The following is a 22,140-nucleotide window of genomic DNA, read 5'->3' on the forward strand; positions in this document are numbered from 1 at the left end:
CTGGGCGGCGTCACAGCAACCCGTCCCACATCTGCTCCAGCAGCACCGACCACCAGCTCTCCGGCGAGCCGAGCGCCGCCGGGTCGAGGGAGGCCAGCTGGGCCTGGAAGTCGACGGTCCAGCGGCCCGCCTGCTCCTGGTTCAGGCCGAAGCGCAGACGCCACATCCGGCCCAGCAGCGCCAGGCAGCGCTGGAACTCGGGCAGCCCCGTGTTCACGAACTGCGGCGGTACGGGCGCACCGCCCGGGCCCGCCTCCACCGGCACGGCGACGATGTTCGCCGTGCCGTACTGGACACAGAGCGCCTTGCCGAAGTCGCTGCCCATGACGAGGTACGAACCCGCGTCCGACGCCGGCTGCACCCCGCGCTCGGCCGCCAGCTCCGCCAGCGTCGGAACGGGCCGCCCCGGCTGGGCCTGCGCCCAGAAGAACGGGCCCATGTCCATCGGCAGACCGCCGACCACCAGGCTGTGCGCCACGACCGGCGGCACGCCCTGCCGGGACACGGCGGCCTGCTCGAACCGGAAGATCCCCGGCCCGAACGCCCCGGCCAGTTCCTGCGCCACGCCCTCCGGCGGAATCGGCGGCGCCGCCTGCACCTGCGGCAGCGGGGCACGCACCGGTGCCGGCCGGGCGGGCCCGTCGGCCACCTGGTGCAACTCGCCCTGGTGGGCGAGCAGTTGCCGCATGCCCTGCTGCCGGGACGCGTGATCCGTGCCGTACGGCGCAATGCTCGTGATCCGCGCCTGCGGCCACTGCTCCCGGATCATCCGCGCACAGTACGCACCCGGCAGCTCACACGACTCCAACTCCGTGTGCAGCTCCAGCACCTGGTCCGGCGGCACGTTCATACCCCGCAGCTCATGGAAGATCTGCCACTCCGGGTGCGGCGTCCCCGGCGCCGAACGCCGGATCAGCTGCTGCTCGGACCCGTCCTGAGCCCGGTACCGCAGGACGGCCTGGTAGCCGGGGCCGACGGTGGGCTGGCCGGTGGGGTGGTGGGGGTAGCCGTAGGCCGGGGGTTGGGTCGGGCCGCCCGGGTGGCCGGGGGCGGGGGGCTGGGCCGGTCCAGGATGCCCCGGCTGGCCGGGCTGTCCGGTCGGTGGGGGTACGGCACCTGGCGGCATGGGGCGTTGCGGGGCGGCCGGGGGCATGCCGGGGGCGCCGGGCATGCCGGGAGGGGCGGGCGGGGCTGCAGCGCCGGAGGGGCCGGGAGCACCGGGGGCGCCGGGGGTGCCCGGAGCGGCAGGCATACCGGGAGCACCGGGGGTGCCCGGAGCGGCAGGCATACCGGGAGCACCGGGGGTGCCCGGAGCGGCAGGCATACCGGGGGCGCCGGGCGCCTGCGGCGGCGGAGGGACTCCGGGGCCGCCCACCGGGGGCGCGGCCAACACCGTCTCCGCATGGTGAACGGCAGCCTGAGCAGCGCCCGCCGAGCCCTGGGGGCCCGGAGCGCCGGGCGCGCCCGGGGCGCCGGGAGGCTGCGGGGCACCCGGGGGCTGCGGAGCACCCGGAGCGCCCGGAGGCTGCGGAGGACCGCCCATCTGACCCGGGTCGGCCAGCACCGTGGCGGCATGATGCACACCGCCGGGAGGGGTACCGCCTGGTGCACCCGGCGGATGGGGCGCACCGGGCGGATTCGGCGCCCCGGGAGCACCCGGAACACCGGGCGGCTGCGGAGCGCCAGGAGCGTTCGCGCCCCCCGGCCCCTGCGGCCCACCGGGACCAGCAGCACCCTCGGGCCCGTCCGGACCCAGCGCCGACACGAGCTGCGTCGGAACGTACCCACCCGCCGGCGTACCCGGCGCGCCCGGCACCCCCGGAGCGGACGGCGGCGGAGGAGGCGCACCTCCCGCCCGCGCACCCGGCGTCCCCGGGGCACCCGGCGGCGGAGGCGGCGTCGCCCCACCGCGCGCACGTGACGGAGGCGCCGCCTTGCTCGTCGCGGCATCGGCGATGTCCTCGGCGTTCGGCGCAAGCGGCCGTCCCGGCGCCCCGGGAGCACCCGGAGCCTGCGGCACACCCGGACCACCGGCGGGCCCGCCCTGCGGGTAGCCGTAGGACGGCGCGGGCGGCGGCACGGCACCCGGCGCCGGGACGCCCGGCGGCGTACCCGGCCCACCCGCACCCTGCGGATACCCGTACGCCGGCCCACCCGGCGCAGCCGGAGGCGGAGGCGTTGCACCCGCCCCCGGAGCCGGAACACCCGGCGGCGGCGTGCTGCCCTGCGGCACGCCACCCGGCGCACCCGGCTCGATCGCCGTCGGCGGAAGCCGGCTGCCGCCCGACATCAACGCCGTCTTGGCATCCGGCGGCGCGGTGTCGTCACCGCTCAACGGCGGCGCGAACACCGTTTCCGGCAACGGCACGGAACGGTCCTCAAGGGCATCGGCGCTCGTGTCCGTCCCGGTCCAAGGAGTCGCGCCTTCCGGCACACCGGCCACGGCCGCACCCGAGCCCGAACCCGAACCGCCGGTCGCCGCCCCCGCCGGAACGCCACCCTGCGTCTCAGGAAGCGCCCCACCCCCGGAGGCGCCACCGGACGCGGACTCCCCGGAGCCCCCGTCCCGGCGATCCGAGATCCCCAACTTGTCCGCCGCCTCCTGCAACCACTCCGGCGGAGTCAGCAGGAACGACGTCTGGTTCAGATCCACCCGAGCCGGAGCGGCCGGCGCCGGCTCGGCCGCCGCGTCGGCACGGCCGTACTCCTCCTCGTAGCGGCGAATCACCTCACCCACCGGCAGCGAAGGCCACAACGTGGCCTCCCCGCTGTCCCGGGCGATCACCAGCCGCTGCTCGCCGCCGCCCGAACGCGGCCCGTCGGCGCGGTCCTCGGCCCACACCACGAACCCGAGCTCGAACTCCCGCACCCGCACCTCACGATGCTGGTACGACGGCACATCCCCGTTGACCCACTCTTCCGCGCGCTCCTGCGCCTGCGCGAACGTCACCATCGCGAAGCTCACTCCCCAGCAACCGGAACGGACCGTGCGAACCCACCGTCCACCATCAGATTCGCCACCGTCTCCAACTCCGGCGGAGAACCCGCCAGCCGGGACAGGAACGCATCGAAGTCCTCACCGCACGGCAGCAGCAACCGCTCCACCCGCTCCGCCGGCGCCCACGAAGGATCCACATCCCGCGCATCGTCGTACGCGCAGAACCACACCGACCCGATCCGGTCGCCCTTCACCTTCAGCGCCAGCAACCCGCCCTGGACGAACCCAACACCCAAGTACTCCTTGGTCAGATGGTCCCGCAGGCACTTGTTGACGTAGACCAGGTCATTGACCGCCGCCTCGTCCCGCACCGTGAACAACGGCTGGTCCACCAGCAGACCCAACTCCGGGTCCAGCGCCGTCCCCACCGGGGCACACCCGCCCGCCGCCTTCAGAAACGACCGGTACGCACCCGGCAGCCGATACCCGAGGTCCTCCTCGACCCCCAGCACCTGCGACTCCGTCACCGCCACACCCGACTTCGGCAACCGGAAATGCGCCGGCCGCGTGTCCTGCAACGGCCGCGTCCCCCGCTTGTCCTGATCCACCGCCGACGTCGCGATCCCACCGTGATGCCGCAGCAACGCCTTCACCTCGACCGGAACCAACTCCAGCCGCCGCGAACCCACCACGTGATGCCACGTCCAGCCATGCGGCGTGGCCACCGCCGGGATCGTGTCCCACAGATCGTGCCCCGACGCCGCCAGCGCCGCGTTCGCCGACACATAGTCCGTCAGCCGCAACTCGTCGACACCGAAACCCTCCGGCGGCTCCGCGATCTCCACCGCCGCCCGCGCATACGGCGAGAAGTCGGGGTAACCCCGCTCATCGACGCGTACTCCTCTCGGGTGACGCGACGCCCGAACCGGATCCGGGAAATGCACGACCTGCCCGGCGTAGGCCGCGTTCGGCGGCGCGGCTTGCTGCCCGAGCCGACCTGTCGTCATGGCGGTTGCCCCCTGCGGCGTTCTGACACGGCCCGCCATGACCACTCACGGTCACAACGCCCCGCATCGGCTGTCTCATCTGCGTCCACACGTCACCGCATGGAAAGCGGTGCCGACAGCCTATGCGGTACGACGACACCGGTCACCGGCGCCGGTCACGCCCCCTCCGCTTCCGTGACCAGCCGTCACCCCGCCGTGACAGCCCGCCCAAACCCGGGCGTGTCACGCCGCCCCAGCTTCCGCACCGGCCACGGCATTTGGCACTCTGTGACGTTCAAGAGCATGCCCGGGGGATGCTCGGGAGGGGATGATGAACATGAACGCGACGCAGACAGGACCACACGCAGCCACGCCCGGGTCCGGCGACCCCCGCATCGGCTGGAGCGCCACCGAGACCCCCCACGCACCCGCCCTCCGCCACCGCCGCGACGGCATACTCCCCACCGTCGCCGCCGCCCTGTCCGTCCGCGGCGCCACCCTCACCGGCACCGCCGCCCGCGGCGACCAGCCCCCACCCCTTCACCACCTGGTCCAGGACTTCCTCGACACCCTCACCAGCGGACAACGCGACCGCTTCACCGGCCGCTGCGCCGAGACCATCCTCATCTCACGCCACATCGCCGCCGCCGACGCCGCCCGCAGCAAACGCGCCGCCCGCAAACCCATGACCAACGGCGAAGCCCGCAAAGCCCTCAAACAGGCCAAACTCACCGCCCGCCGCATCCGCGAGGACGGCGACCCCCTCCACGGCAGCTTCGCCACCCCCTGCCGCGCCTGCACCGCCCTCAGCGCCCACTTCGGCGTCCGCATCGTCGACCCCACAGCAACGGACGACTGACCGACCCCCCACCCCCGACCCCCCGCACGTCCCACAGGCACCGACGATCGAAGGGCAGATGCACACCGACCGCACCTCCACCCGCTTCCCCGTCCCCGTCGACGCCGCCCTGCGCACCGCCGGCTGGCAACCCGGACGCTGGGACATCAAACAGGCCGAGATCTGGGCCGACGCCCTACGCGACCACGTCTCCCCCGCCGGCCACCGCCACGCCGTCTTCCCCGCCGCGGTCGAAGCCTGGGCCGAATTCGGCGGCCTCCACCTCACCCCCACCGGCCCCGGCCGCCAGGTCGCCCCCGCAACCGTCCACTTCGACCCCCTCCACGGCCTCCACATGGCCCGCACCCTCGGCGACCTCGGCCGCGCCCTCGACACCGAGGTCTGCCCCCTCGGCGCCGAAACCGACACCCACGCCCTCCTCGCCATCGACACCGAAGGCCGCGTCTACACCCTCGACCACACCGGCGACTGGTACCTCGGCCCCGACATCGACCACGCCCTCGCCGGCCTCGTCGCAGGCATAGAACCGGTACGCCTCACAGCAGGCTGACACCCGAAGCAACCGAAGCGACCGAAGCAACCAGGACGGCGACTACGCCGCCGGAATCACCGCCGACACCCGAAAACCCCCCGCATCCGTCGGCCCCGACACAAACACCCCACCCAGCGCCGAGACCCGCTCCTTCATCCCCACCAGACCGTTGCCCCCCGACGGCAACCGCGCCGACGACGCCGACGACACCTCCGGCGGCGGCTCGTTCTCCACCTGCATCGCGATCTCCGACACCCGGTGCGCGAGCCGCACATGCGTCTTCGCCCCCGCCGCATGCTTGTGGACGTTCGTCAACGCCTCCTGCACCACCCGGTACGCCGTCTGCTCCACCTCCGGCGCATACGACCGCGACTCCCCCTCCACCGACAGATCCACCACCATCCCCGCAGCGGCCGACTGCCCGATCAACTCATCCAGCTCCGACAGACACGGCCCCTCACCGGCCCCCTCGTCCCCACCGGCCTGCCCCCGATCAGCCGCGGCAGCGGCAGCCGCCCCCACAGCAGCAAGCGGTACGACAGCCCGCCGAGCCCGATCCGGATGCGCATCCCCACTGCGCAGCACCCCGAGCATCTCCCGCAACTCGGTCAGCGCCTGCCGCCCCATGTCCCCCACGAGCGCCGCATTCTTCACGGCCTTCTCGGGATCCTTCCGGGCCACGGCCTGCAGCGCCGCCGCATGCACGACCATCAGGCTCACCCGATGGGCCACCACGTCATGCATCTCCCGCGCGATCCGCGTCCGCTCCTCACCGCGCGCCCACTCGGCCCGCTCCTCCGCCCGCTCCGCGAGCAGCTGAAGCTCCCGCTCAAGACTGTCCGCCCGCTCCCGCAGGCTCTCCATCAGCCGCCGCCGAGCCCCCACATAGAGCCCCAGCAGCAGAGGCGGCGCGGTCACACCCAGAGCCGTGGTGAGCGAAGCCAGCGGGACAACCCAGTCCCCGAAGGTCAGAGCACCGCTCGCCACGCCCTGCCGCACCCACACGAACGTCACGATCAGCATCCCGACGAACGACATGCCGGCCAGCGAAGCGATGATCCGCCGCGGCAGCTCCGAAGCGGCCAGGGTGTAGAGCCCGACGATCCCCATCAGGAACCCCATCTGGGCCGGCATCACGGCAATCGACACCAGCACGACAGCGATGGGCCACCGCCGCCGCAGCACGAGCACGGACCCGGCCAGAACCCCGAACACCACCCCCGCGGCCTCCGGAATCCCGGCATCCCGAGCGAACCGAACCCCCTCGCCCCCGCACTCCACCGCCGACGCGACAGCCAGACCCACGTCCAGCACCGCACTGCGCACCCTGCCCCACCACCACGGCCCCGCCCCCGGTGGCGGCGCCTCTGCGTGGGCTTCCCCCGTCGTGGTCATGCCTCCAGCCTACGGGCGCCCCCGCCCGGTTTTCCGGCGAGTTTTATGGACTGGCCTACACCACAGCGCGTAACCGAACGTAAGCGAAACCGCCCGATATCCCTCGAACTGCTGAATCGCACACCGTTCGACCTCGGAACCGATCATTCCGGCCGGACGGTATGCCTATGGCACATCCACAGGGCAAATACGCCGACTTCGAAGGACTGCGGGAGCAGGCGGTGGCGCTGCGGCGGCAGGGCTACAGCCTTCGGCAGATCCGCGACGAGCTGAAGATCTTCAACAACGACATCCTCAACCAGCTGGTGAAGGGGGAGCCGCCGCCGGAGTGGACGAAGCGGCCGAACGCCAAGGACGACCTGCGAGCAAAGGCACGGGAGCTACGGCTCCAAGGGTGGACGTACGACCAGATCGAGGCGGAGCTGGGGTGCTCGCGGAGTTCGGTGTCGCTGTGGGTTCGGGATCTGCCGAGGCCCAAGCCCCGCTACACCCCCGAGGAACAACTAGCTCTCATGCAGGAGGGCCTGGCAAAGCGCCGCGCCGCCGAGAACGAAGAGCGCAAGAAGACCAAGATCGCAGCCTGCAAGGACATCGGCGAGCTGACCGACCGCGATCTGCTCATGACCGGGGTCGCGCTGTACTGGGCCGAAGGTTCGAAGAGCAAGCCGTACGACCGACGCGAGCGCGCCATCTTCGTCAACAGCGACCCAGGCGTGATCAAGGTCTACCTCGCGTGGCTCGACCTGCTCGACGTGGACCGCGAGCGCCTGCGCTTTCGCGTGCTCATCCACGAATCCGCTGACGTCGAGGCAGCTCACCGCTACTGGGCAGACATCGCAGACGTCGACGTGTCGGTCTTCGCCAAGCCCACCCTCAAGAAGCACAACCCGAAGACCGTTCGCAAGAACACCGGCGACGACTACCACGGCTGCCTGGTCATCGCAGTGGCGAGAAGCGCCGAGCTCTACAACCGCATTGAGGGCTGGTGGGAGGGAATCGTGGCTCAGTCCCAGGCAGGTCTCCGGTAAGGTCTGAAGCGCTGTCCCCCGTGGTGTAACTGGCAGCACACTGGTTTTTGGTACCAGCAGGACAAGGTTCGAATCCTTGCGGGGGAGCCACAGCACACAAGACCTCAGTTCGGGCCCTGACAGCCAAGTCAGGGCCCGCTCTCATGTCCCCCACGAAACCCCCCGGTATCCTGCGGATGTCACCCCACCCCATCCACAGCCGAAGGGCATCCCGTGAGCGCCATTCGCCCGGCAGCCGTCGTCGTTCTCGCAGCGGGTGAGGGCACCCGTATGAAGTCGGCCACACCCAAGGTCCTGCATGAGCTCTGCGGACGCAGCCTCGTAGGTCATGTACTCGCCGCCGCGCGCGAGTTGCAGCCCGAGAACCTCGTCGTGGTCGTGGGGCACGCGCGCGAGAAGGTCACCGCGCATCTCGCCGAGATCGACCCCGGCGTGCGGACCGCGATCCAGGCGGAGCAGAACGGCACGGGGCACGCCGTACGGATGGCCCTCGAGGAGCTCGGCGGGACCGTAGACGGGACCGTGGTCGTCGTCTGCGGCGACACTCCGCTCCTGACCGGCGAGACGCTCACCCGTCTCGCCGCGACCCACTCCGCCGACGGCAACGCCGTCACGGTGCTGACGGCCGAGGTCCCGGACGCGACCGGGTACGGGCGGATCGTGCGGGACGGGGTTTCCGGTGCCGTCACGGCGATCGTCGAGCACAAGGACGCGTCGGAGTCGCAGCGGGCGATCCGGGAGATCAACTCCGGCGTCTTCGCGTTCGACGGGCAGCTCCTCGCGGATGCGCTCGGCAAGGTGCGGACGGACAACAGTCAGGGCGAGGAGTATCTGACCGACGTTCTCGGGATTCTGCGTGAGGCCGGTCACCGGGTCGGTGCCTCCGTGGCCGGTGACCATCGTGAGATCGCCGGGATCAACAATCGCGTGCAGCTCGCCGAGGCCCGCCGGATTCTGAACGACCGGCTGCTGACCCGGGCCATGCTGGACGGCGTCACGGTCGTCGACCCGGCGAGCACGTGGATCGATGTGACCGTCACCTTCGAGCAGGACGCGGTCGTGCACCCGGGCACCCAGTTGCAGGGTTCCACCCACATCGGCGAGGGCGCGGAGGTGGGGCCGAACAGCCGGCTCACGGACACGCGTGTCGACGCGGGTGCCCGTGTCGACAACACCGTGGCCTACAGCTCGCACGTCGGGCCGGGTGCGTCCGTGGGGCCGTACGCGTATCTGCGGCCCGGTACCCGTCTGGGTGCGAAGGGCAAGATCGGTACGTACGTCGAGACTAAGAACGCTTCGATCGGTGAGGGGACGAAGATCCCGCATCTGTCGTACGTCGGTGACGCGACCATCGGTGACTACACGAACATCGGTGCCGCGAGCGTGTTCGTGAATTACGACGGACAAGACAAACACCACACCACTGTCGGCTCGCACTGTCGCACGGGTGCGGACAACATGCTTGTGGCTCCTGTCACTATCGGGGACGGCGCGTACACCGCGGCGGGCTCTGTGATCACGAAGGATGTGCCGCCCGGTTCCCTCGCTGTGGCCCGTGGTCAGCAGCGGAATATCGAGGGTTGGGTGGCTCGTAAGCGTCCGGGCAGTGCGGCTGCGAAGGCGGCCGAGGCGGCCTCCCGGCAGGGGGAAAGCGAAGACTGACCGGAAACGGGTGCGTCCGACACGGCGTACCGTGATAAGTGCACACCCGCACCCCACCAGCTGAGACGGCTCGTCGCGCCCAGCGGCGTGGTCTCTCGACACCCAGCTGCGACACCTCTGAGGAGACAGTGCTGTGACCGGGATCAAGACGACCGGCGAGAAGAAGTTGATGTTCTTCTCCGGCCGCGCCCACCCCGAGCTTGCCGAGGAGGTCGCCCAGCAGTTGGGTGTCGGGGTTGTCCCGACGAAGGCCTTCGATTTCGCCAACGGTGAGATCTATGTGCGTTATCAGGAGTCTGCGCGTGGTGCGGACTGTTTTGTGATCCAGAGCCACACGGCTCCGATCAATCAGTGGATCATGGAGCAGTTGATCATGATCGATGCGCTGAAGCGCGCGTCGGCCCGCTCCATCACGGTGATCGTGCCGTTCTACGGTTACGCGCGGCAGGACAAGAAGCACCGTGGGCGTGAACCGATTTCGGCGCGTCTGATCGCGGATCTGATGAAGACGGCTGGTGCGGACCGGATCCTGACCGTGGATCTGCACACGGACCAGATTCAGGGCTTCTTCGACGGGCCGGTCGACCACCTGTTCGCCCTTCCGCTTCTCGCGGACTATGTGGGGGACAAGGTGGACAGGGACAAGCTGACGGTCGTGTCGCCGGACGCCGGGCGTGTGCGGGTGGCGGACCGTTGGTGTGACCGTCTGGGTGCGCCTCTCGCCATCGTGCACAAGCGGCGGGACAAGGACGTGGCGAACCAGGTGACGGTCCACGAGGTCGTGGGTGAGGTCAAGGGCCGGGTGTGTGTCCTGGTCGACGACATGATCGACACCGGTGGGACCATCTGTGCCGCTGCCGACGCGCTGTTCGCGCATGGTGCGGAGGACGTCATCGTGACGGCCACGCATGGTGTGCTGTCGGGGCCTGCGGCGGACCGGTTGAAGAACTCGCGGGTGAGTGAGTTCGTGTTCACGAACACGCTGCCGACGCCGGGTGAGCTGAACCGTGAGCTGGACAAGATCACGGTACTGTCCATCGCGCCGACGATCGCGAGTGCGGTGCGTGAGGTGTTCGAGGACGGTTCGGTGACGAGCCTGTTCGACGAGCAGTGAGCCGTTAGCGGACCTGGTTGATCGATTTTTGTGCGGCCTCCCTTGCCGAGTAGACTGCTGCAGTTGCTCGGCGAGGGAGGCCGTACCGCTTCATCGGAAGTCGTACGGCGATCCGTTATCGACGCGCTCTTCGTAGCAGGCCGTTCGTGGCCGGGTAACCACGTCCGCCCTAGTTTCTACGAGGAGTGATCATGTCCGAGGTGAAGATCTCCGCCGAGACCCGTACCGAGTTCGGTAAGGGTGCCGCCCGTCGTATCCGTCGTGACAGCAAGGTTCCCGGTGTGCTGTACGGCCACGGTTCGGACCCGCTGCACCTGACGCTGCCGGGTCACGACCTGCTGCTGGCGCTGCGTACGCCGAACGTCCTGATCTCCCTGGACATCGACGGCAAGGCCAACGAGCTGGCGATTCCGAAGGCCGTGCAGCGTGACCCGCTGAAGGGCTTCCTTGAGCACGTCGACCTGCTGCTGGTCAAGCGCGGCGAGAAGGTCACGGTGGAGATCCCGGTGCACACCGAGGGCGAGCTGGCCGCGGGTGGCAACCTGCTGGAGCACGTCCTGAACGCGCTGCCGGTCGAGACCGAGGCCACGCACATCCCGGAGAGCGTCACCGTGTCCATCGAGGGCCTGGAGGCCGGTGCCTCCGTCCTCGCCAAGGACATCCCGCTGCCGAAGGGCACCACGCTGGCCGTCGAGGAGGACACGGTCGTTCTCCAGGTTCTGGCTTCGCAGGCCGAGGAGGCCCCGGAGGGCGAGGCCGCCGAGGGCGAAGAGGCCGCGGAGGCCTGATCCTCGCCGTCATCGGTTCGTCGGCCGCTGTTCCCGTGCGGGGCAGCGGCCGACGCGTATCAAGGAGAGATGGACGTGACGACCGATCCGAGTGCCCCCTGGCTGATCGCCGGCCTCGGCAATCCCGGGCCCGAGTACGCCAGGAACCGGCACAACGTCGGGTTCATGGTGGTGGATCTGCTGGCCGAGCGGATCGGGGGGAAGTTCAAGCGGGCGGGCAAGGCTCAGGCGCAGGTCGTCGAGGGGCGGATCGGTCCGCCGGGGCCGTTGAACCGGCGGGTGGTTCTGGCGAAGCCGATGTCGTACATGAATCTGTCGGGGGGTCCGGTCAACGCCCTGCGTGATTTCTACAAGGTGCCGGTCGGGAACATCGTGGCCGTTCATGACGAGCTGGACATCGATTTCGGCACGTTGCGGTTGAAGCTCGGTGGTGGTGACAACGGGCACAACGGGCTGAAGTCGATGACGAAGGCGATGGGTTCGGAGTATCACCGGGTGCGGTTCGGGATCGGGCGGCCGCCGGGTCGGATGCCGGTGGCGGACTTCGTTCTGAAGGATTTCTCGGCGGCCGAGCGCAAGGAGCTGGACTACTTCGTGGACCGGGCGGCGGACGCGGTGGAGTGTCTGGTGATCGAGGGGCTGGAGCGGGCGCAAAGCACGTACAACTCCTGACTTGTCCGGTCGGTCGAACGGGCCGAGGTTGACCGGGCGCAGGGGCATGGCCAAGGATCGCGGCCATGCCTTCTGCCGTTGTTTCCAGTCAGGGCGCTGTCGCGGTGCTGCGGGTCGGGCGGTTCGCGGCGATGGGTACGGTCGCGCTGCTGATTCTGATCGCGGGTGTGTGGGCGTCGTGGGGTACGGCGCATCATGTGATGCTCACGAAGGGGCGGGAGAGCGGCACGATCGAGGTGACGCGGTGTGGTGCGGACACGTGCAGTGGGCCGTACACGCCGATGTCGGCGGGGTCGCGGCCGCGGGAGTCGGTGGTCATCGAGAAGGGCGTGGCCGTGCGCAAGGGGCGGACGTACACGGTCGTGGTGAAGCCGGGCAGCGATGATGTCGTGCGGTCCGGGCCGGCGGGTGTTCTGTACGCGTGGGTTCCGCTGGGCGGGGCGTTGTTGCTGGCTTCGGTGGTCGTGGCGGGTGGGCTGCGGCGGACGCGGGTGGCGTGGGTGCTGGCGGGGTCGGGGATCGCCCTGCTCACGGCGGCTTTTGTGACGATCTGACGGCCCTGTCGTTCTCCCAGTCTGTGGAGGACGTGAGTGTTGTCTGTTCGTGATTGACCAGATGTCAGTCCCGGCTGGATGCTGAGCTGCCCCCTCCACATCTTCCCGTTCCTTCTCGAAGATGGACTACTGCCTCATGCGAACCCTCACCCGCGCCGGCGCCCTGTCCGCCGTCGCCGCGGCCGCTGTTTTCTCCGCACCGGCCGCCGCCCACGCCACCGCTCCCGGTGACAACGGGACTGTGAAGATCCACGACGCCACCACCGGCGAGGAGCTCCGCAAGAACGAGCCGCACGTGTGCGAGTTCTACCTGGACGCGTTCGGTTTCGACAGCGTGCAGAAGGTGGACTGGCACATCGAGGCCTGGGCGCCGACCGCCGATGTCAAGGGCGAGACGGTGAAGTCCGGCGAGATCACTCTGGACGACGAGGGTCATGGCCGTACGGACGACATGACGCTGGCCGACGGTCACTACAAGCTGTTCTGGAACTTCGAGGGCGAGAACGGCTCGGCCAAGCACAAGGTGTTCTGGACGGACTGCGAGGACGAGGAGGAGGGCGGCGGCAGCACGGCTTCGCCGTCGGCCTCCGAGTCGGACGCGCCGGGCGACTCCACCTCCGAGCCGTCCGCGAGCCCGTCGGCGCCCGGCGAGGGCGTCCCGTCGGCGTCCCCTTCGGCGTCCTCGTCGGCGCCGGGCGTCGGCGGTGACCTCGCCGAGACCGGTAACGGTGCCCCGGTGGGCCTGCTGTCGGCGGCTGCCGCTGCGCTGCTGGGCGCGGGCGGGTACCTGGTGTTCCGGCGTCGTAAGGCGGCCTGATCCAGGGCTGTGAGATGAGCGGTGCCCCCGTGCTTCGTGTGAAGCGCGGGGGCACCGTCGTGTGCGGGTCTGCTCAGCCGGTGTTGCGCAGGCCGGCGGCCACGCCGTTCACGGTGAGGAGCAGGGCACGGGAGAGCAGCGGGTCGGCTGTCTCTCCGGTGGCCGCGGCGTCACGCTGGCGCTTGAGGAGGGCGACCTGGAGGTAGGAGATCGGGTCCAGGTAGGCGTCGCGGATGGCGAAGGTCTGCTTCAGGACGGGCTGGGCGTCGAGGAGTTCCTGCTCGCCGGTGACCTTGAGGACCTCGGCGACGGTCAGATCGTGTTCGGCGCGGATGGCGTCGAAGACGTGCTTCAGCTCGTCCGGCACCAGCGTGTCGACGTAGTGGGCGGCGATCCGCAGGTCGGTCTTGGCGAGCGTCATCTCGACGTTGGAGATGAAGTTGCGGAAGAAGTGCCACTGTTCGTGCATCTCGTCGAGCACGGTGTCGAGGCCGGCCTCGCGCAGCGCCTTCAGCCCCGATCCCACGCCGAACCAGCCGGGGACGATCTGCCGGGACTGGGTCCAGCCGAAGACCCACGGGATGGCACGCAGTCCGTCGAGCGAGACGCCCGAGCCGGGGCGGCGGGAGGGCCGCGAGCCCAGGTGCAGGTCGGCGAGCTGGTCGACCGGCGTGGAGGCGAGGAAGTACGTCGGCAGGTCGGGGTCTTCGACGAGCTTGCGGTAGGCGGCGTGCGCGGCGTCGGAGACGACGTCCATCGCGGCGTCCCAGCGGGCGAGTGCCTCGACCGACTGGCGGGGTGCGGTGTGCAGGGCGGAGGCCTGGAGGGTGGCCGCGACGGTCAGCTCCAGGTTCTCGCGGGCCAGGGACGGTACGAGGTACTTGTCGGAGATGACCTCGCCCTGTTCGGTGACCTTGATCTCGCCTTCCAGGGTGCCCCAGGGCTGGGCGAGGATGGCGTCGTGGGAGGGGCCGCCGCCGCGGCCGACGGTGCCGCCGCGGCCGTGGAAGAGGCGCAGGCGGACGCCGTACCGGTGGGCCACGTCGCGCAGGCGGCGCTGGGCGCGGTGGATCTCCCACTGGCTGGTGGTGATGCCGCCGAACTTGGAGGAGTCGGAGTATCCGAGCATGACCTCCTGCACGTCGCCCCGCAGTGCCACGAGCCTGCGGTACGACGGGTCGGAGAGCATGTCCTCCAGGATGGTGTCGGCGGCCTTGAGCTCGTCGGTGGTCTCCAGGAGCGGGACGATGCCGATCTTGGCCCAGCCGGCGTGCAGGTCGATGAGGCCGGCTTCGCGGGCGAGGACGGCGGCGGCGAAGACGTCGTCGGCGCCCTGGCACATGGAGATGATGTACGACTCGATGACCTCGGGCCCGAAGACCTCCAGGGCCCGCTTGACGGTCTGGAAGACGCCGAGGGTCTTCTCGCCGGCCGCGTCGACGGGTGCCGGGGTGGGGGCGAGGGGCCGGCGCGAGCGGAGCTCCTTGGCGAGGAGCTTGGTGCGGTAGTCGCGGGGCATGTCGGCGTAGCGCCAGGATTCCTCGCCGAGGCGGTCGAAGAGCTGGCCGAGGGCGTGGTGGTGGGCGTCGGCGTGTTCGCGTACGTCCATGGTGGCGAGCTGGAGGCCGAACGCGGACAGGGTGCGGATGGTGCGGTCCATGCGGCCGTCGGCGAAGAGGCCGCCGCGGTGTTCGCGGAGCGAGGTCTGGATGAGGGTGAGGTCCTGCAGGAGCTCGCCGGTGCCGAGGTAGTCGCGGCCTGCCTCGTGGGGGGTGCCCTTGGCGAGGCGCTGCTTGGTGTTCTCCAGCTTCTGCCGGATGCAGGTGGCCTTGAGCCGGTAGGGCTCCTCGGCGTTGAGGCGCTTGTAGCGGGGGCTGATCTCGGGGAGGTTCTCCAGGTCGGCCCGCAGCGACTCCAGGAGCTCCTCGGTCGCGCCCGTGTAGCGGATGGAGTTGGACAGGAAGCCGCGCAGTTCGTCGATCATCTCCAGGGCGTCGTTGATGCCGTGCTCGTGCTGGAGGATGAGGACGTCCCAGGTGACCTGGGGGGTGACGTTGGGGTTTCCGTCGCGGTCGCCGCCGATCCAGGTGCCGAAGGTGAGGGGGCGGGTGTCGTCGGGGAGCTTGTAGCCGACGCGCTCCAGTTCGGCGGTGAGGTCCTCCAGGACGTCGCCGACGGCGCCGGCGTGGAGTTCGTCGAGGTAGTAGATGGCGTTGCGGGCCTCGTCGGCGGGCTCGGGGCGGACGACGCGGAGTTCGTCGGTCTGCCATACGAGGTCGATGTTCTCGGCCAGTCGGGTGTCGTGGCGGCGGCGGTCGCCTTCGAGGACCGGCTCCTCCAGGAGGGCTGCGATGCGCCGGAGCTTGTTGAGGACCGACCGGCGTGCGGCCTCGGTGGGGTGCGCCGTGAAGACGGGGCGGACGTTGAGGTGCTGGACCGTCTGGCGCAGGTGCTCGGGGTCGGCGTCCTTGAGGCGGTCGGCCGTGCGGGCGAGGAGGCCGCCCTCGGCGGCGCGCTTGGCGCGCAGCTCGCGGCCTCGGTGGACCTGCTCGGTGACGTTGGCCAGGTGGAAGTAGGTGGAGAAGGCGCGGACCAGCTTGGCCGCGGTCTCCAGTTCTGTTCCGCGCAGCAGCTCGGCGGCGGCCTCGCCGTCTTCTCGGGTGAGGCGGCGGACCTTCTCGACGAGGTCGAGGAGCTCGGGGCCTTCCTGCCGGACGAGGGTCTCCCCGAGGAGGTCACCCAGTCGGCGGATGTCGGCACGCAGCTCGCTGCTGGTCGTCGTCTGGTCGTCGGCACTGCTCACAGGTGCGGCTCCTTGCAGTGTTGAAGCTCGTCCGGGAGGGAACCCGGCGCCGGAGGCGTGCGCGGCGGGTGCCGCATACGGCTCCTGGCATCCGGGAAGAATTCAGAGCGGACCGCGCTGTCCGACCGACTCCAAGGATAGGTGTCCATGCGGACGCGCAGTCTCACGGGCTCTTGCCGCCGGGCGGCTCACTGCCATACTTACGACGCCGTAGGTTACGGAACCGTAGGGACCGTTGTAACGGAATCCGGGAACAGTTCCCGCGACCCCGGCACCTGCCTCAACCCACGACCCCACAGGGGACGCCCATGACCACGAGCTCCGATGTGATCGAAGACGCCCCGCAGGCGCACGACGACACCCCTACGCCCTCCGCCACGCTGGGCGGTGAGCAGAAGCGCTCGCTCGAGCAGATCACGCTGCTTCTCTTCATCATCGTCCCGTTCCTCGCGCTGCTGGCCGCGGTGCCGCTGGCCTGGGGCTGGGGGGTGAGCTGGCTGGACCTCGGCCTGCTGGTCTTCATGTACTTCCTCGGCTGCCACGGCATCACGATCGGTTTCCACCGCTACTTCACCCATGGGTCCTTCAAGGCCAAGCGGCCGCTCAGGATCGCGCTGGCGATCATGGGGTCGCTGGCGGTCGAGGGCCCGCTGGTCCGTTGGGTGGCGGACCACCGCAAGCACCACAAGTTCTCGGACGCGGAGGGCGACCCGCACTCTCCGTGGCGTTTCGGTGAGAGCGTCCCGGCCCTGATGAAGGGCCTGTGGTGGGCGCACATCGGCTGGATGTTCGACGAGGAGCAGACGCCGCAGGACAAGTACGCGCCGGATCTGATCAAGGACAAGGCGATCCGGACGATCTCGCGGCAGTTCGTGCTGTGGACGGTAGTGTCGCTGGCGCTGCCGCCGGTGATCGGGGGTCTGGTGACGATGTCCTGGTGGGGCGCGTTCACCGCGTTCTTCTGGGGGTCACTCGTACGGGTGGCGCTGCTGCACCATGTGACGTGGTCGATCAACTCGATCTGCCATGCGGTGGGCAGGCGGCCCTTCAAGTCGCGTGACCGTTCGGGCAACGTGTGGTGGCTGGCGGTCCTGTCGTGCGGCGAGTCCTGGCACAACCTGCACCACGCCGACCCGACCTCCGCGCGGCACGGTGTGATGCGCGGGCAGATCGACTCCTCGGCGCGCTTCATCCGCTGGTTCGAGATGCTCGGCTGGGCCTACGACGTGCGCTGGCCGTCACGCTCGCGTATCGATTCGCGCCGGAACACCGAGGAAGGCGGCTCCCGGCGCCGGAAGGAGCCGGCGAAGGCGGCATGATTGACGCCGTGGCGACCGACTCCAGCAGTACCCCCGGCAACGACAAGCAGCGGCGGACGCGCCGTACCCGGATGACCGGTGCGGAGCGGCGTCAGCAGTTGCTGGAGATCGGTCGCACCCTGTTCGCCGCGAAGGGCTTCGAGGGCACGTCGGTGGAGGAGATCGCGGCGAAGGCCGGGGTGTCCAAGCCGGTGGTGTACGAGCACTTCGGCGGCAAGGAGGGGCTGTACGCGGTGGTGGTGGACCGCGAGATGCGCCGGCTGCTGGACATGGTGACGAGTTCGCTGACGGCCGGCCATCCGCGGGAGCTGTGCGAGCAGGCGGCGTTCGCGCTGCTGGACTACATCGAGGAGTACACGGACGGCTTCCGGATCCTGGTCCGTGACTCGCCCATCCCGCAGTCGACGGGGTCCTTCGCCTCGCTGATCTCCGACATCGCGACCCAGGTGGAGGACATCCTGGGCCGCGAGTTCAAGAGCCGCGGCTTCGACCCCAAGCTGGCCCCGCTGTACGCGCAGGCCCTGGTCGGGATGGTCGCCCTGACCGGCCAGTGGTGGCTGGACGTCCGCCGCCCGAAGAAGGCGGAGGTGGCGGCCCATCTGGTGAACCTGGCCTGGCACGGCCTGGACGGGCTGGAGCCGAAGCCGCGGCTGATAGGGCACCGCAAGAGCTGACGGGGCCCCGGGTGCCCGCGGTTCAGCCCTTGCGGCCCCTGGACTCGCCGGCTCAGCCCTTGAAGGTGTCCTTGCCCTTCTCCTTCATCTGGCGGGCGTCGCCCTTCCTCTTCTCGGTCTTGCCTTCGGCGGTCAGCCCCTCGTTGCCGACCGTGCGGCCCATGGTCTCCTTGGCCTTGCCCTTGAGCTGTTCCTTCTTGCCCCGGGCCTTCTCTTCCTTCGCCACGTCCCTCACTCCTCGCAAGGCTTGACGTCGTGGTCACCTCAGCGGGTGACCCTGGCCGTGGCGCTCAAACAGCGGTGCCCGCAGCTCGGCAACCTGGGTCAGCGGCGCAAGGTGGAGGGCACGCTCGGCGAGGGCGCCATTGCCGCATGAGGAAGTCGGACGCATTCTGGGGCTGCGCCCGTGACCTACCGCATCATCTGGGAGCCGAGCGCCACGAACGCGGCCGTCCGGTTCCTCAAGGACGACCCCGTCGGACTCGCCGCGGTCTACGAAGCCGTCGACGCCCTCGCCGAAGCGCCGCGTCCCATCAACTCCGTCGCCTACGGCGTCGACATCCGGCGCCTGCGCGTGGGCGACTACCGCGTCCTGTACGTCATCGACGACAAGGTGATCCACATCCTGGTCACCCACCTGGGCCCGCACCTCCTGAACGCCACCGGCTCCAAGAACTCCAGCCGGTTCCCCACGGGGTCGTACGAGTAGAACCGCTTGTGTCCCGGCAGGTTCTCGTCCCACTCCACGGGCGCCCCGTGGCCCTCCAGCCAGGTCCCGTACTGCTCGATCCCGGCGACCCGCAGCCCAGGGTGCGCCTTTTCCGCGGGCCGGAAGCCGTTCTCGATCCCCAGGTGCAGTTGCACACCGCCCACCTGGAACCAGCAGCCCCCACGCGCTGCGAGCGCGGGCGGCTTCGGGACCTCGGTCATGCCGAGGACGCCCACGTAGTACGCGCGCAGCTGCTCCTCGGAGCCTGGCGGGGCCGCGAGCTGGACATGGTCGACGGCCGTGATCATCACGCCTCCTTGCGGGCCACGGCGAAGATCCGGCGGAACGGGAAGGGCGTGCCGTGCGGACCGGGCGGATACGCCTCGCGCAGGGCCGCCCGGTAGTCGTGCAGGAAGGCCTCGCGCCGGTCCGGGGTGTCGGCGAGGGCCGTCAGGACGGGGCGCAGGCCCGTGCCCTTCACCCAGTCGAGGACCGGATCCTCGCCGGTCAGCGGGTGGATGTACGTCGTCTCCCACACGTCCGCCGTGCAGTCCAGGCCGGTCAGGCGGGCCAGGTAGGCCTGCGAGGAGAGCACGGCGTCGGAGTGGCGCAGGACGTCGGTGAGGCCGTAGCGGGACGCGAGGTCGCGCATCAGGCGGTGGCTCGGGGCGTCGAAGTTGCCGGGGACCTGGAAGGCGAGGGTCCCGCCGGGGCGCAGGCCCCGCACCCAGGCGCCGAAACGCTCCACATGACCCGGCACCCACTGGAGCGTGGCGTTGCTGACGATCAGGTCGTACGGCTCCTCGGGCGTCCAGGTCCGTACGTCGGCGTGGGCGAAGTCGAGGCTTCCGCCGCCCGGTGTCGGGCCTTCGTGCTCGACGTGGGCCTTGTCGAGCATCTCGCGGGAGTTGTCGTAGCCGGTGATGTGCGCGGTGGGCCAGCGCTGGGCGAGCAGGGCGGTGACGTTGCCGGGGCCGCAGCCGAGGTCGGCGATGCGGGGCCCTGCGGGTGGCTGCGCGGGGAGGTCGGGGATCCGGGCGAGAAGGTCGGTGAAGGGGCGGGCGCGGTGGCCGGCGTGACGCAGGTACTGGGCGGGGTCCCAGGTGGGGATGGCGGCAGCGGACATGGCAGAGGGCCTCCTGTCTCTCGCTGTCCAGCCTGCCTCGCAAAGTATCTTGACGTCAAGAGAGTGGACATCAAGAGACTTCACATCGACACAACCACTACACTGATCGCCATGGAGGACGAGGTCGATCGGCTGGTCGCAGCGTGGCGCCGGGAGCGCCCGGACCTCGACGTGGAACCGCTCGAGGTGCTCAGCCGGGTGAGCAGACTGGCCCGGCATCTGGACCGCGCACGCCGGCTGGCCTTCTCCGAGCACAGCCTGGAGCCCTGGGAGTTCGACGTGCTGACCGCGCTCAGGCGCGCCGGGACGCCGTACCAGCTCTCCCCGGGACAGCTGCTGACGCAGACCCTGGTCACCTCGGGCACGATGACGAACCGCATCGACCGCCTGGCCAAGAAGGGCCTGGTGGAGCGCCTCCCCGACCCCAGCGACCGGCGCGGCGTGCTCGTCCGCCTCACGGACGAGGGCCGCGACCGCGCGGACCAGGCGCTCGCCGGTCTGCTCGACCAGGAACGCGCGATCCTGGCGGAGCTCTCGCGAGCGCAGCGGGGTGAACTGGCCGGGCTGCTGCGTCAGCTGACGGCGCCGTTCGACAACATCCCGGGCTAGGGCCTGTCCGACACATTCCCGCCCGCCCCGCGGCGTCTGGCACCGCGGTCGTCAGGCGCTGCTGCTCTCCTCCCGCATCATCCGGTCGGCCTGGCCCAGGTCGACCGGACCGACCCCGGCGCGCCGTGCAAGGGCGACGGCGGCCAGCGTCGAGTGGACGCCCAGCTTGCCGAGGACGTTCTGCATGTGGGTGCGGACCGTGTGCGGGGACAGGTACAGCCGCTCCGCGACCGCCTTTCTGCCCAGGCCGGCCACCATGCACCGGAGGACTTCGCGCTCCCGGGGTGTCAGCGACTCCACCAGCCGCTCGCTCTCGGTGCGGTGCTTGCGCGCGGCCGTCAGCTCCCGCAGGACGCCCGTGAGCAGGGCGGGCGGCAGATGGGTCTCGTCGCGCAGTACGCCGCGGATGACGGTGAGCAGCCGGGACAGCGAGCAGTCCTTGGCCACCCATCCGGAGGCCCCGGCCTGCAGGGCGAGCGCGGCCCGGCGCGGATCGTCCTTCTCGGCGAGGACGACGATCCGTACGGCCGGCTGCGCCGAGCGGACCCCGGCGACCAGCGAGATGCCGTCGACCAGCCCGTCCTCGCCCACCTCCTGGACGGGCACGGCGGGCCGGACGCCCGGCACGTTGCCGCCCAGGTCGGCGTCGACGAGCAGGACATCGAACCGGCGCCCCTCGGCGGCCGCGCGCTCCAGGCTGCGCAGCGCCGCCGGACCGCTGCCCGCGGCGGAGACGTCGACGTCGGGCTCGGCTGCCAGGGCGGCGGCGAGCGACTCGGCGAAGATGCGATGGTCGTCGACGACCAGGACTCGGATGCGAACCACGAAACCCCCTTCCCCAAGCTCTCGAAGAGCAGGGGATACCCCATCCTCATGAGGACGACACTGGGAGACGAACACGGTTGCGGGCGCGACGCCCGAAGCACGGATGGCCGCACGGCCGCCGCCGTGCAAGAACTGCTACCCCCACTTCGGGCATCGAACCCGACTTGTCTCGCCCCCTGATCAACACCGGCCCCCACCGGTGCTGTCCATCAGAGTACGGCCGGGGGGCAGGAGCGGAAGGTAATTTGCAGAACTGGCTGTCCGACGCGTTTATGGTGAGCCGCATGTTTCGTCTGGAGACAGAAGTCGACAAGTCACGCCAGGATCTGCTCCGCCGCCGGCTGCGGGACACCAACACCGCGGCCTCCCCGATCCTGCGCGCCCTGCGCGGAACCCCAGGTGAGCGCGAACTTCCGCTCCAGGTCTGGGCGTTGACCGACTCCGGCGCCCTGGCCGGGGGCCTCGTCGGTCACACCTGGACCACCTGGCTGCACGTCACGTATCTCTGGGTCGACGAACGCCACCGCGGGGCCGGTCTCGGTTCGCAATTGCTCGCACGCGCGGAGCGCGTCGCCCGCGCCGAACGGGGCTGCACGGCCGTACGCCTGGAGACATGGGACTTCCAGGCGCCGGAGTTCTACAAGAAGCAGGGGTACGACGTGGTGTGCGTGATCCCCGACTATCCGCCGGGGATCACGGAGTACACGCTGACCAAGCGGCTGGGGTGAGG

General features: G+C 70.2%; 21 protein-coding genes, 1 tRNA gene and 1 pseudogene. 15 read left to right on the forward strand and 8 right to left on the reverse strand.

Features of this window, described 5'->3' with window-relative positions:
* Window positions 1–10 precede the first annotated feature (10 nt).
* Window positions 11–2,953 carry an SUKH-4 family immunity protein gene (locus tag ACIBU0_RS40635; RefSeq protein ID WP_398828925.1) on the reverse strand — a complete coding sequence of 981 codons (2,943 nt, stop codon included), beginning with the start codon at window positions 2,951–2,953 and terminating at the stop codon, window positions 11–13.
* An 8-nt stretch (window positions 2,954–2,961) separates the two neighbouring features.
* Window positions 2,962–3,945 carry an SMI1/KNR4 family protein gene (locus ACIBU0_RS40640; protein ID WP_398828927.1) on the reverse strand — a complete coding sequence of 328 codons (984 nt, stop codon included), beginning with the start codon at window positions 3,943–3,945 and terminating at the stop codon, window positions 2,962–2,964.
* A gap of 307 nt (window positions 3,946–4,252) precedes the next feature.
* Here ACIBU0_RS40640 and ACIBU0_RS40645 point away from each other — a divergent pair, with 307 nt between their 5' ends.
* Both ACIBU0_RS40645 and ACIBU0_RS40650 read left to right on the forward strand, forming a co-directional pair.
* Window positions 4,253–4,783, forward strand: coding sequence for a YwqJ-related putative deaminase (locus tag ACIBU0_RS40645; protein ID WP_398828930.1), 531 nt, complete (start codon window positions 4,253–4,255; stop codon window positions 4,781–4,783).
* A gap of 58 nt (window positions 4,784–4,841) precedes the next feature.
* On the forward strand, window positions 4,842–5,333 hold the full coding sequence (locus ACIBU0_RS40650; RefSeq protein WP_398828931.1) for an SUKH-3 domain-containing protein: 492 nt from the start codon (window positions 4,842–4,844) through the stop codon (window positions 5,331–5,333).
* 42 nt (window positions 5,334–5,375) lie between these two features.
* Here ACIBU0_RS40650 and ACIBU0_RS40655 read toward each other — a convergent pair whose 3' ends face one another.
* Entirely contained in the window at window positions 5,376–6,710 is a 1,335-nt protein-coding gene (locus ACIBU0_RS40655) for a sensor histidine kinase (protein WP_398828933.1), read from the reverse strand.
* A gap of 167 nt (window positions 6,711–6,877) precedes the next feature.
* On the opposite strand from ACIBU0_RS40655, the gene ACIBU0_RS40660 reads away from it, so the two are divergent.
* From ACIBU0_RS40660 to ACIBU0_RS40695, 8 genes are all read left to right on the forward strand, one after another.
* Window positions 6,878–7,738 carry a helix-turn-helix domain-containing protein gene (locus ACIBU0_RS40660; protein ID WP_398828936.1) on the forward strand — a complete coding sequence of 287 codons (861 nt, stop codon included), beginning with the start codon at window positions 6,878–6,880 and terminating at the stop codon, window positions 7,736–7,738.
* A gap of 14 nt (window positions 7,739–7,752) precedes the next feature.
* Window positions 7,753–7,828: transfer RNA gene (locus ACIBU0_RS40665), tRNA-Gln, on the forward strand.
* 123 nt (window positions 7,829–7,951) lie between these two features.
* The gene (gene glmU, locus ACIBU0_RS40670; RefSeq protein WP_398828938.1) at window positions 7,952–9,400 is read left to right on the forward strand and encodes a bifunctional UDP-N-acetylglucosamine diphosphorylase/glucosamine-1-phosphate N-acetyltransferase GlmU; all 1,449 of its coding nucleotides are present in this window, start codon (window positions 7,952–7,954) and stop codon (window positions 9,398–9,400) included.
* 133 nt (window positions 9,401–9,533) lie between these two features.
* Window positions 9,534–10,514 (forward strand): ribose-phosphate diphosphokinase, encoded by a 981-nt coding sequence (locus ACIBU0_RS40675; RefSeq protein WP_398828940.1) that lies wholly within the window; start codon window positions 9,534–9,536, stop codon window positions 10,512–10,514.
* 191 nt (window positions 10,515–10,705) lie between these two features.
* Window positions 10,706–11,302 (forward strand): 50S ribosomal protein L25/general stress protein Ctc, encoded by a 597-nt coding sequence (locus ACIBU0_RS40680; protein ID WP_398828943.1) that lies wholly within the window; start codon window positions 10,706–10,708, stop codon window positions 11,300–11,302.
* 69 nt (window positions 11,303–11,371) lie between these two features.
* The gene (gene pth / locus ACIBU0_RS40685; RefSeq protein ID WP_398828946.1) at window positions 11,372–11,974 is read left to right on the forward strand and encodes an aminoacyl-tRNA hydrolase; all 603 of its coding nucleotides are present in this window, start codon (window positions 11,372–11,374) and stop codon (window positions 11,972–11,974) included.
* A 65-nt stretch (window positions 11,975–12,039) separates the two neighbouring features.
* Window positions 12,040–12,528: a hypothetical protein gene (locus tag ACIBU0_RS40690; RefSeq protein WP_398828949.1), complete on the forward strand. Its 489-nt coding sequence runs from the start codon at window positions 12,040–12,042 to the stop codon at window positions 12,526–12,528.
* A gap of 136 nt (window positions 12,529–12,664) precedes the next feature.
* On the forward strand, window positions 12,665–13,345 hold the full coding sequence (locus tag ACIBU0_RS40695) for an LPXTG cell wall anchor domain-containing protein (protein ID WP_398828952.1): 681 nt from the start codon (window positions 12,665–12,667) through the stop codon (window positions 13,343–13,345).
* Window positions 13,346–13,418: 73 nt separating this feature from the next.
* Here ACIBU0_RS40695 and ppc read toward each other — a convergent pair whose 3' ends face one another.
* The gene (gene ppc / locus ACIBU0_RS40700; RefSeq protein WP_398828955.1) at window positions 13,419–16,148 is read right to left on the reverse strand and encodes a phosphoenolpyruvate carboxylase; all 2,730 of its coding nucleotides are present in this window, start codon (window positions 16,146–16,148) and stop codon (window positions 13,419–13,421) included.
* Window positions 16,149–16,456: 308 nt separating this feature from the next.
* Between ppc and ACIBU0_RS40705 the strand changes: the two genes are divergently transcribed.
* Complete coding sequence (locus tag ACIBU0_RS40705; RefSeq protein ID WP_398828958.1) at window positions 16,457–17,467, forward strand: acyl-CoA desaturase; 1,011 nt, start codon at window positions 16,457–16,459, stop codon at window positions 17,465–17,467.
* Window positions 17,464–18,141: a TetR/AcrR family transcriptional regulator gene (locus ACIBU0_RS40710; RefSeq protein WP_274239636.1), complete on the forward strand. Its 678-nt coding sequence runs from the start codon at window positions 17,464–17,466 to the stop codon at window positions 18,139–18,141. Before ACIBU0_RS40705 ends, ACIBU0_RS40710 begins: the two co-directional genes overlap by 4 nt.
* A 52-nt stretch (window positions 18,142–18,193) precedes the next feature.
* Here ACIBU0_RS40710 and ACIBU0_RS40715 read toward each other — a convergent pair whose 3' ends face one another.
* Window positions 18,194–18,367, reverse strand: coding sequence for a CsbD family protein (locus tag ACIBU0_RS40715; protein WP_398828961.1), 174 nt, complete (start codon window positions 18,365–18,367; stop codon window positions 18,194–18,196).
* Between the two features lie 180 nt (window positions 18,368–18,547).
* On the opposite strand from ACIBU0_RS40715, the pseudogene ACIBU0_RS40720 reads away from it, so the two are divergent.
* Window positions 18,548–18,784, forward strand: a pseudogene (locus tag ACIBU0_RS40720) (type II toxin-antitoxin system RelE/ParE family toxin); the annotation flags it as partial.
* Here ACIBU0_RS40720 and ACIBU0_RS40725 read toward each other — a convergent pair.
* Together ACIBU0_RS40725 and ACIBU0_RS40730 are read right to left on the reverse strand one after the other, a co-directional pair.
* Window positions 18,724–19,158 carry a glyoxalase gene (locus ACIBU0_RS40725; protein ID WP_398828964.1) on the reverse strand — a complete coding sequence of 145 codons (435 nt, stop codon included), beginning with the start codon at window positions 19,156–19,158 and terminating at the stop codon, window positions 18,724–18,726. The pseudogene ACIBU0_RS40720 and the gene ACIBU0_RS40725 overlap by 61 nt on opposite strands.
* The gene (locus ACIBU0_RS40730; RefSeq protein WP_398828967.1) at window positions 19,158–19,976 is read right to left on the reverse strand and encodes a trans-aconitate 2-methyltransferase; all 819 of its coding nucleotides are present in this window, start codon (window positions 19,974–19,976) and stop codon (window positions 19,158–19,160) included. Before ACIBU0_RS40730 ends, ACIBU0_RS40725 begins: the two co-directional genes overlap by 1 nt.
* A 111-nt stretch (window positions 19,977–20,087) precedes the next feature.
* On the opposite strand from ACIBU0_RS40730, the gene tamR reads away from it, so the two are divergent.
* Window positions 20,088–20,585 carry a MarR family transcriptional regulator TamR gene (gene tamR, locus ACIBU0_RS40735; RefSeq protein WP_059196100.1) on the forward strand — a complete coding sequence of 166 codons (498 nt, stop codon included), beginning with the start codon at window positions 20,088–20,090 and terminating at the stop codon, window positions 20,583–20,585.
* Window positions 20,586–20,636: 51 nt separating this feature from the next.
* On the opposite strand, the gene ACIBU0_RS40740 is transcribed toward tamR, so the two are convergent.
* Window positions 20,637–21,410, reverse strand: a complete 774-nt coding sequence (locus tag ACIBU0_RS40740) for a LuxR C-terminal-related transcriptional regulator (RefSeq protein ID WP_398828969.1) — start codon at window positions 21,408–21,410, stop codon at window positions 20,637–20,639.
* A 272-nt stretch (window positions 21,411–21,682) separates the two neighbouring features.
* Here ACIBU0_RS40740 and ACIBU0_RS40745 point away from each other — a divergent pair, with 272 nt between their 5' ends.
* Window positions 21,683–22,138 carry a GNAT family N-acetyltransferase gene (locus ACIBU0_RS40745; RefSeq protein ID WP_398828972.1) on the forward strand — a complete coding sequence of 152 codons (456 nt, stop codon included), beginning with the start codon at window positions 21,683–21,685 and terminating at the stop codon, window positions 22,136–22,138.
* Window positions 22,139–22,140 lie beyond the last annotated feature (2 nt).

This window comes from Streptomyces sp. NPDC049627 (assembly GCF_044465645.1).
GTDB lineage: Bacteria > Actinomycetota > Actinomycetes > Streptomycetales > Streptomycetaceae > Streptomyces.

Excerpts from the sequence above, each read along its gene's own strand:
- ACIBU0_RS40635 (WP_398828925.1), bottom strand. The coding sequence starts at position 2,953 with ATGGTGACGTTCGCGCAGGCGCAGGAGCGCGCGGAAGAGTGGGTCAAC.
- ACIBU0_RS40640 (WP_398828927.1), bottom strand. The coding sequence starts at position 3,945 with ATGACGACAGGTCGGCTCGGGCAGCAAGCCGCGCCGCCGAACGCGGCC.
- ACIBU0_RS40645 (WP_398828930.1), top strand. The coding sequence starts at position 4,253 with ATGATGAACATGAACGCGACGCAGACAGGACCACACGCAGCCACGCCC.
- ACIBU0_RS40650 (WP_398828931.1), top strand. The coding sequence starts at position 4,842 with ATGCACACCGACCGCACCTCCACCCGCTTCCCCGTCCCCGTCGACGCC.
- ACIBU0_RS40655 (WP_398828933.1), bottom strand. The coding sequence starts at position 6,710 with ATGACCACGACGGGGGAAGCCCACGCAGAGGCGCCGCCACCGGGGGCG.
- ACIBU0_RS40660 (WP_398828936.1), top strand. The coding sequence starts at position 6,878 with ATGGCACATCCACAGGGCAAATACGCCGACTTCGAAGGACTGCGGGAG.
- ACIBU0_RS40680 (WP_398828943.1), top strand. The coding sequence starts at position 10,706 with ATGTCCGAGGTGAAGATCTCCGCCGAGACCCGTACCGAGTTCGGTAAG.
- pth (WP_398828946.1), top strand. The coding sequence starts at position 11,372 with ATGGACGTGACGACCGATCCGAGTGCCCCCTGGCTGATCGCCGGCCTC.
- ACIBU0_RS40690 (WP_398828949.1), top strand. The coding sequence starts at position 12,040 with ATGCCTTCTGCCGTTGTTTCCAGTCAGGGCGCTGTCGCGGTGCTGCGG.
- ACIBU0_RS40695 (WP_398828952.1), top strand. The coding sequence starts at position 12,665 with ATGCGAACCCTCACCCGCGCCGGCGCCCTGTCCGCCGTCGCCGCGGCC.
- ACIBU0_RS40705 (WP_398828958.1), top strand. The coding sequence starts at position 16,457 with ATGACCACGAGCTCCGATGTGATCGAAGACGCCCCGCAGGCGCACGAC.
- ACIBU0_RS40710 (WP_274239636.1), top strand. The coding sequence starts at position 17,464 with ATGATTGACGCCGTGGCGACCGACTCCAGCAGTACCCCCGGCAACGAC.
- ACIBU0_RS40725 (WP_398828964.1), bottom strand. The coding sequence starts at position 19,158 with ATGATCACGGCCGTCGACCATGTCCAGCTCGCGGCCCCGCCAGGCTCC.
- ACIBU0_RS40730 (WP_398828967.1), bottom strand. The coding sequence starts at position 19,976 with ATGTCCGCTGCCGCCATCCCCACCTGGGACCCCGCCCAGTACCTGCGT.
- tamR (WP_059196100.1), top strand. The coding sequence starts at position 20,088 with ATGGAGGACGAGGTCGATCGGCTGGTCGCAGCGTGGCGCCGGGAGCGC.
- ACIBU0_RS40745 (WP_398828972.1), top strand. The coding sequence starts at position 21,683 with ATGGTGAGCCGCATGTTTCGTCTGGAGACAGAAGTCGACAAGTCACGC.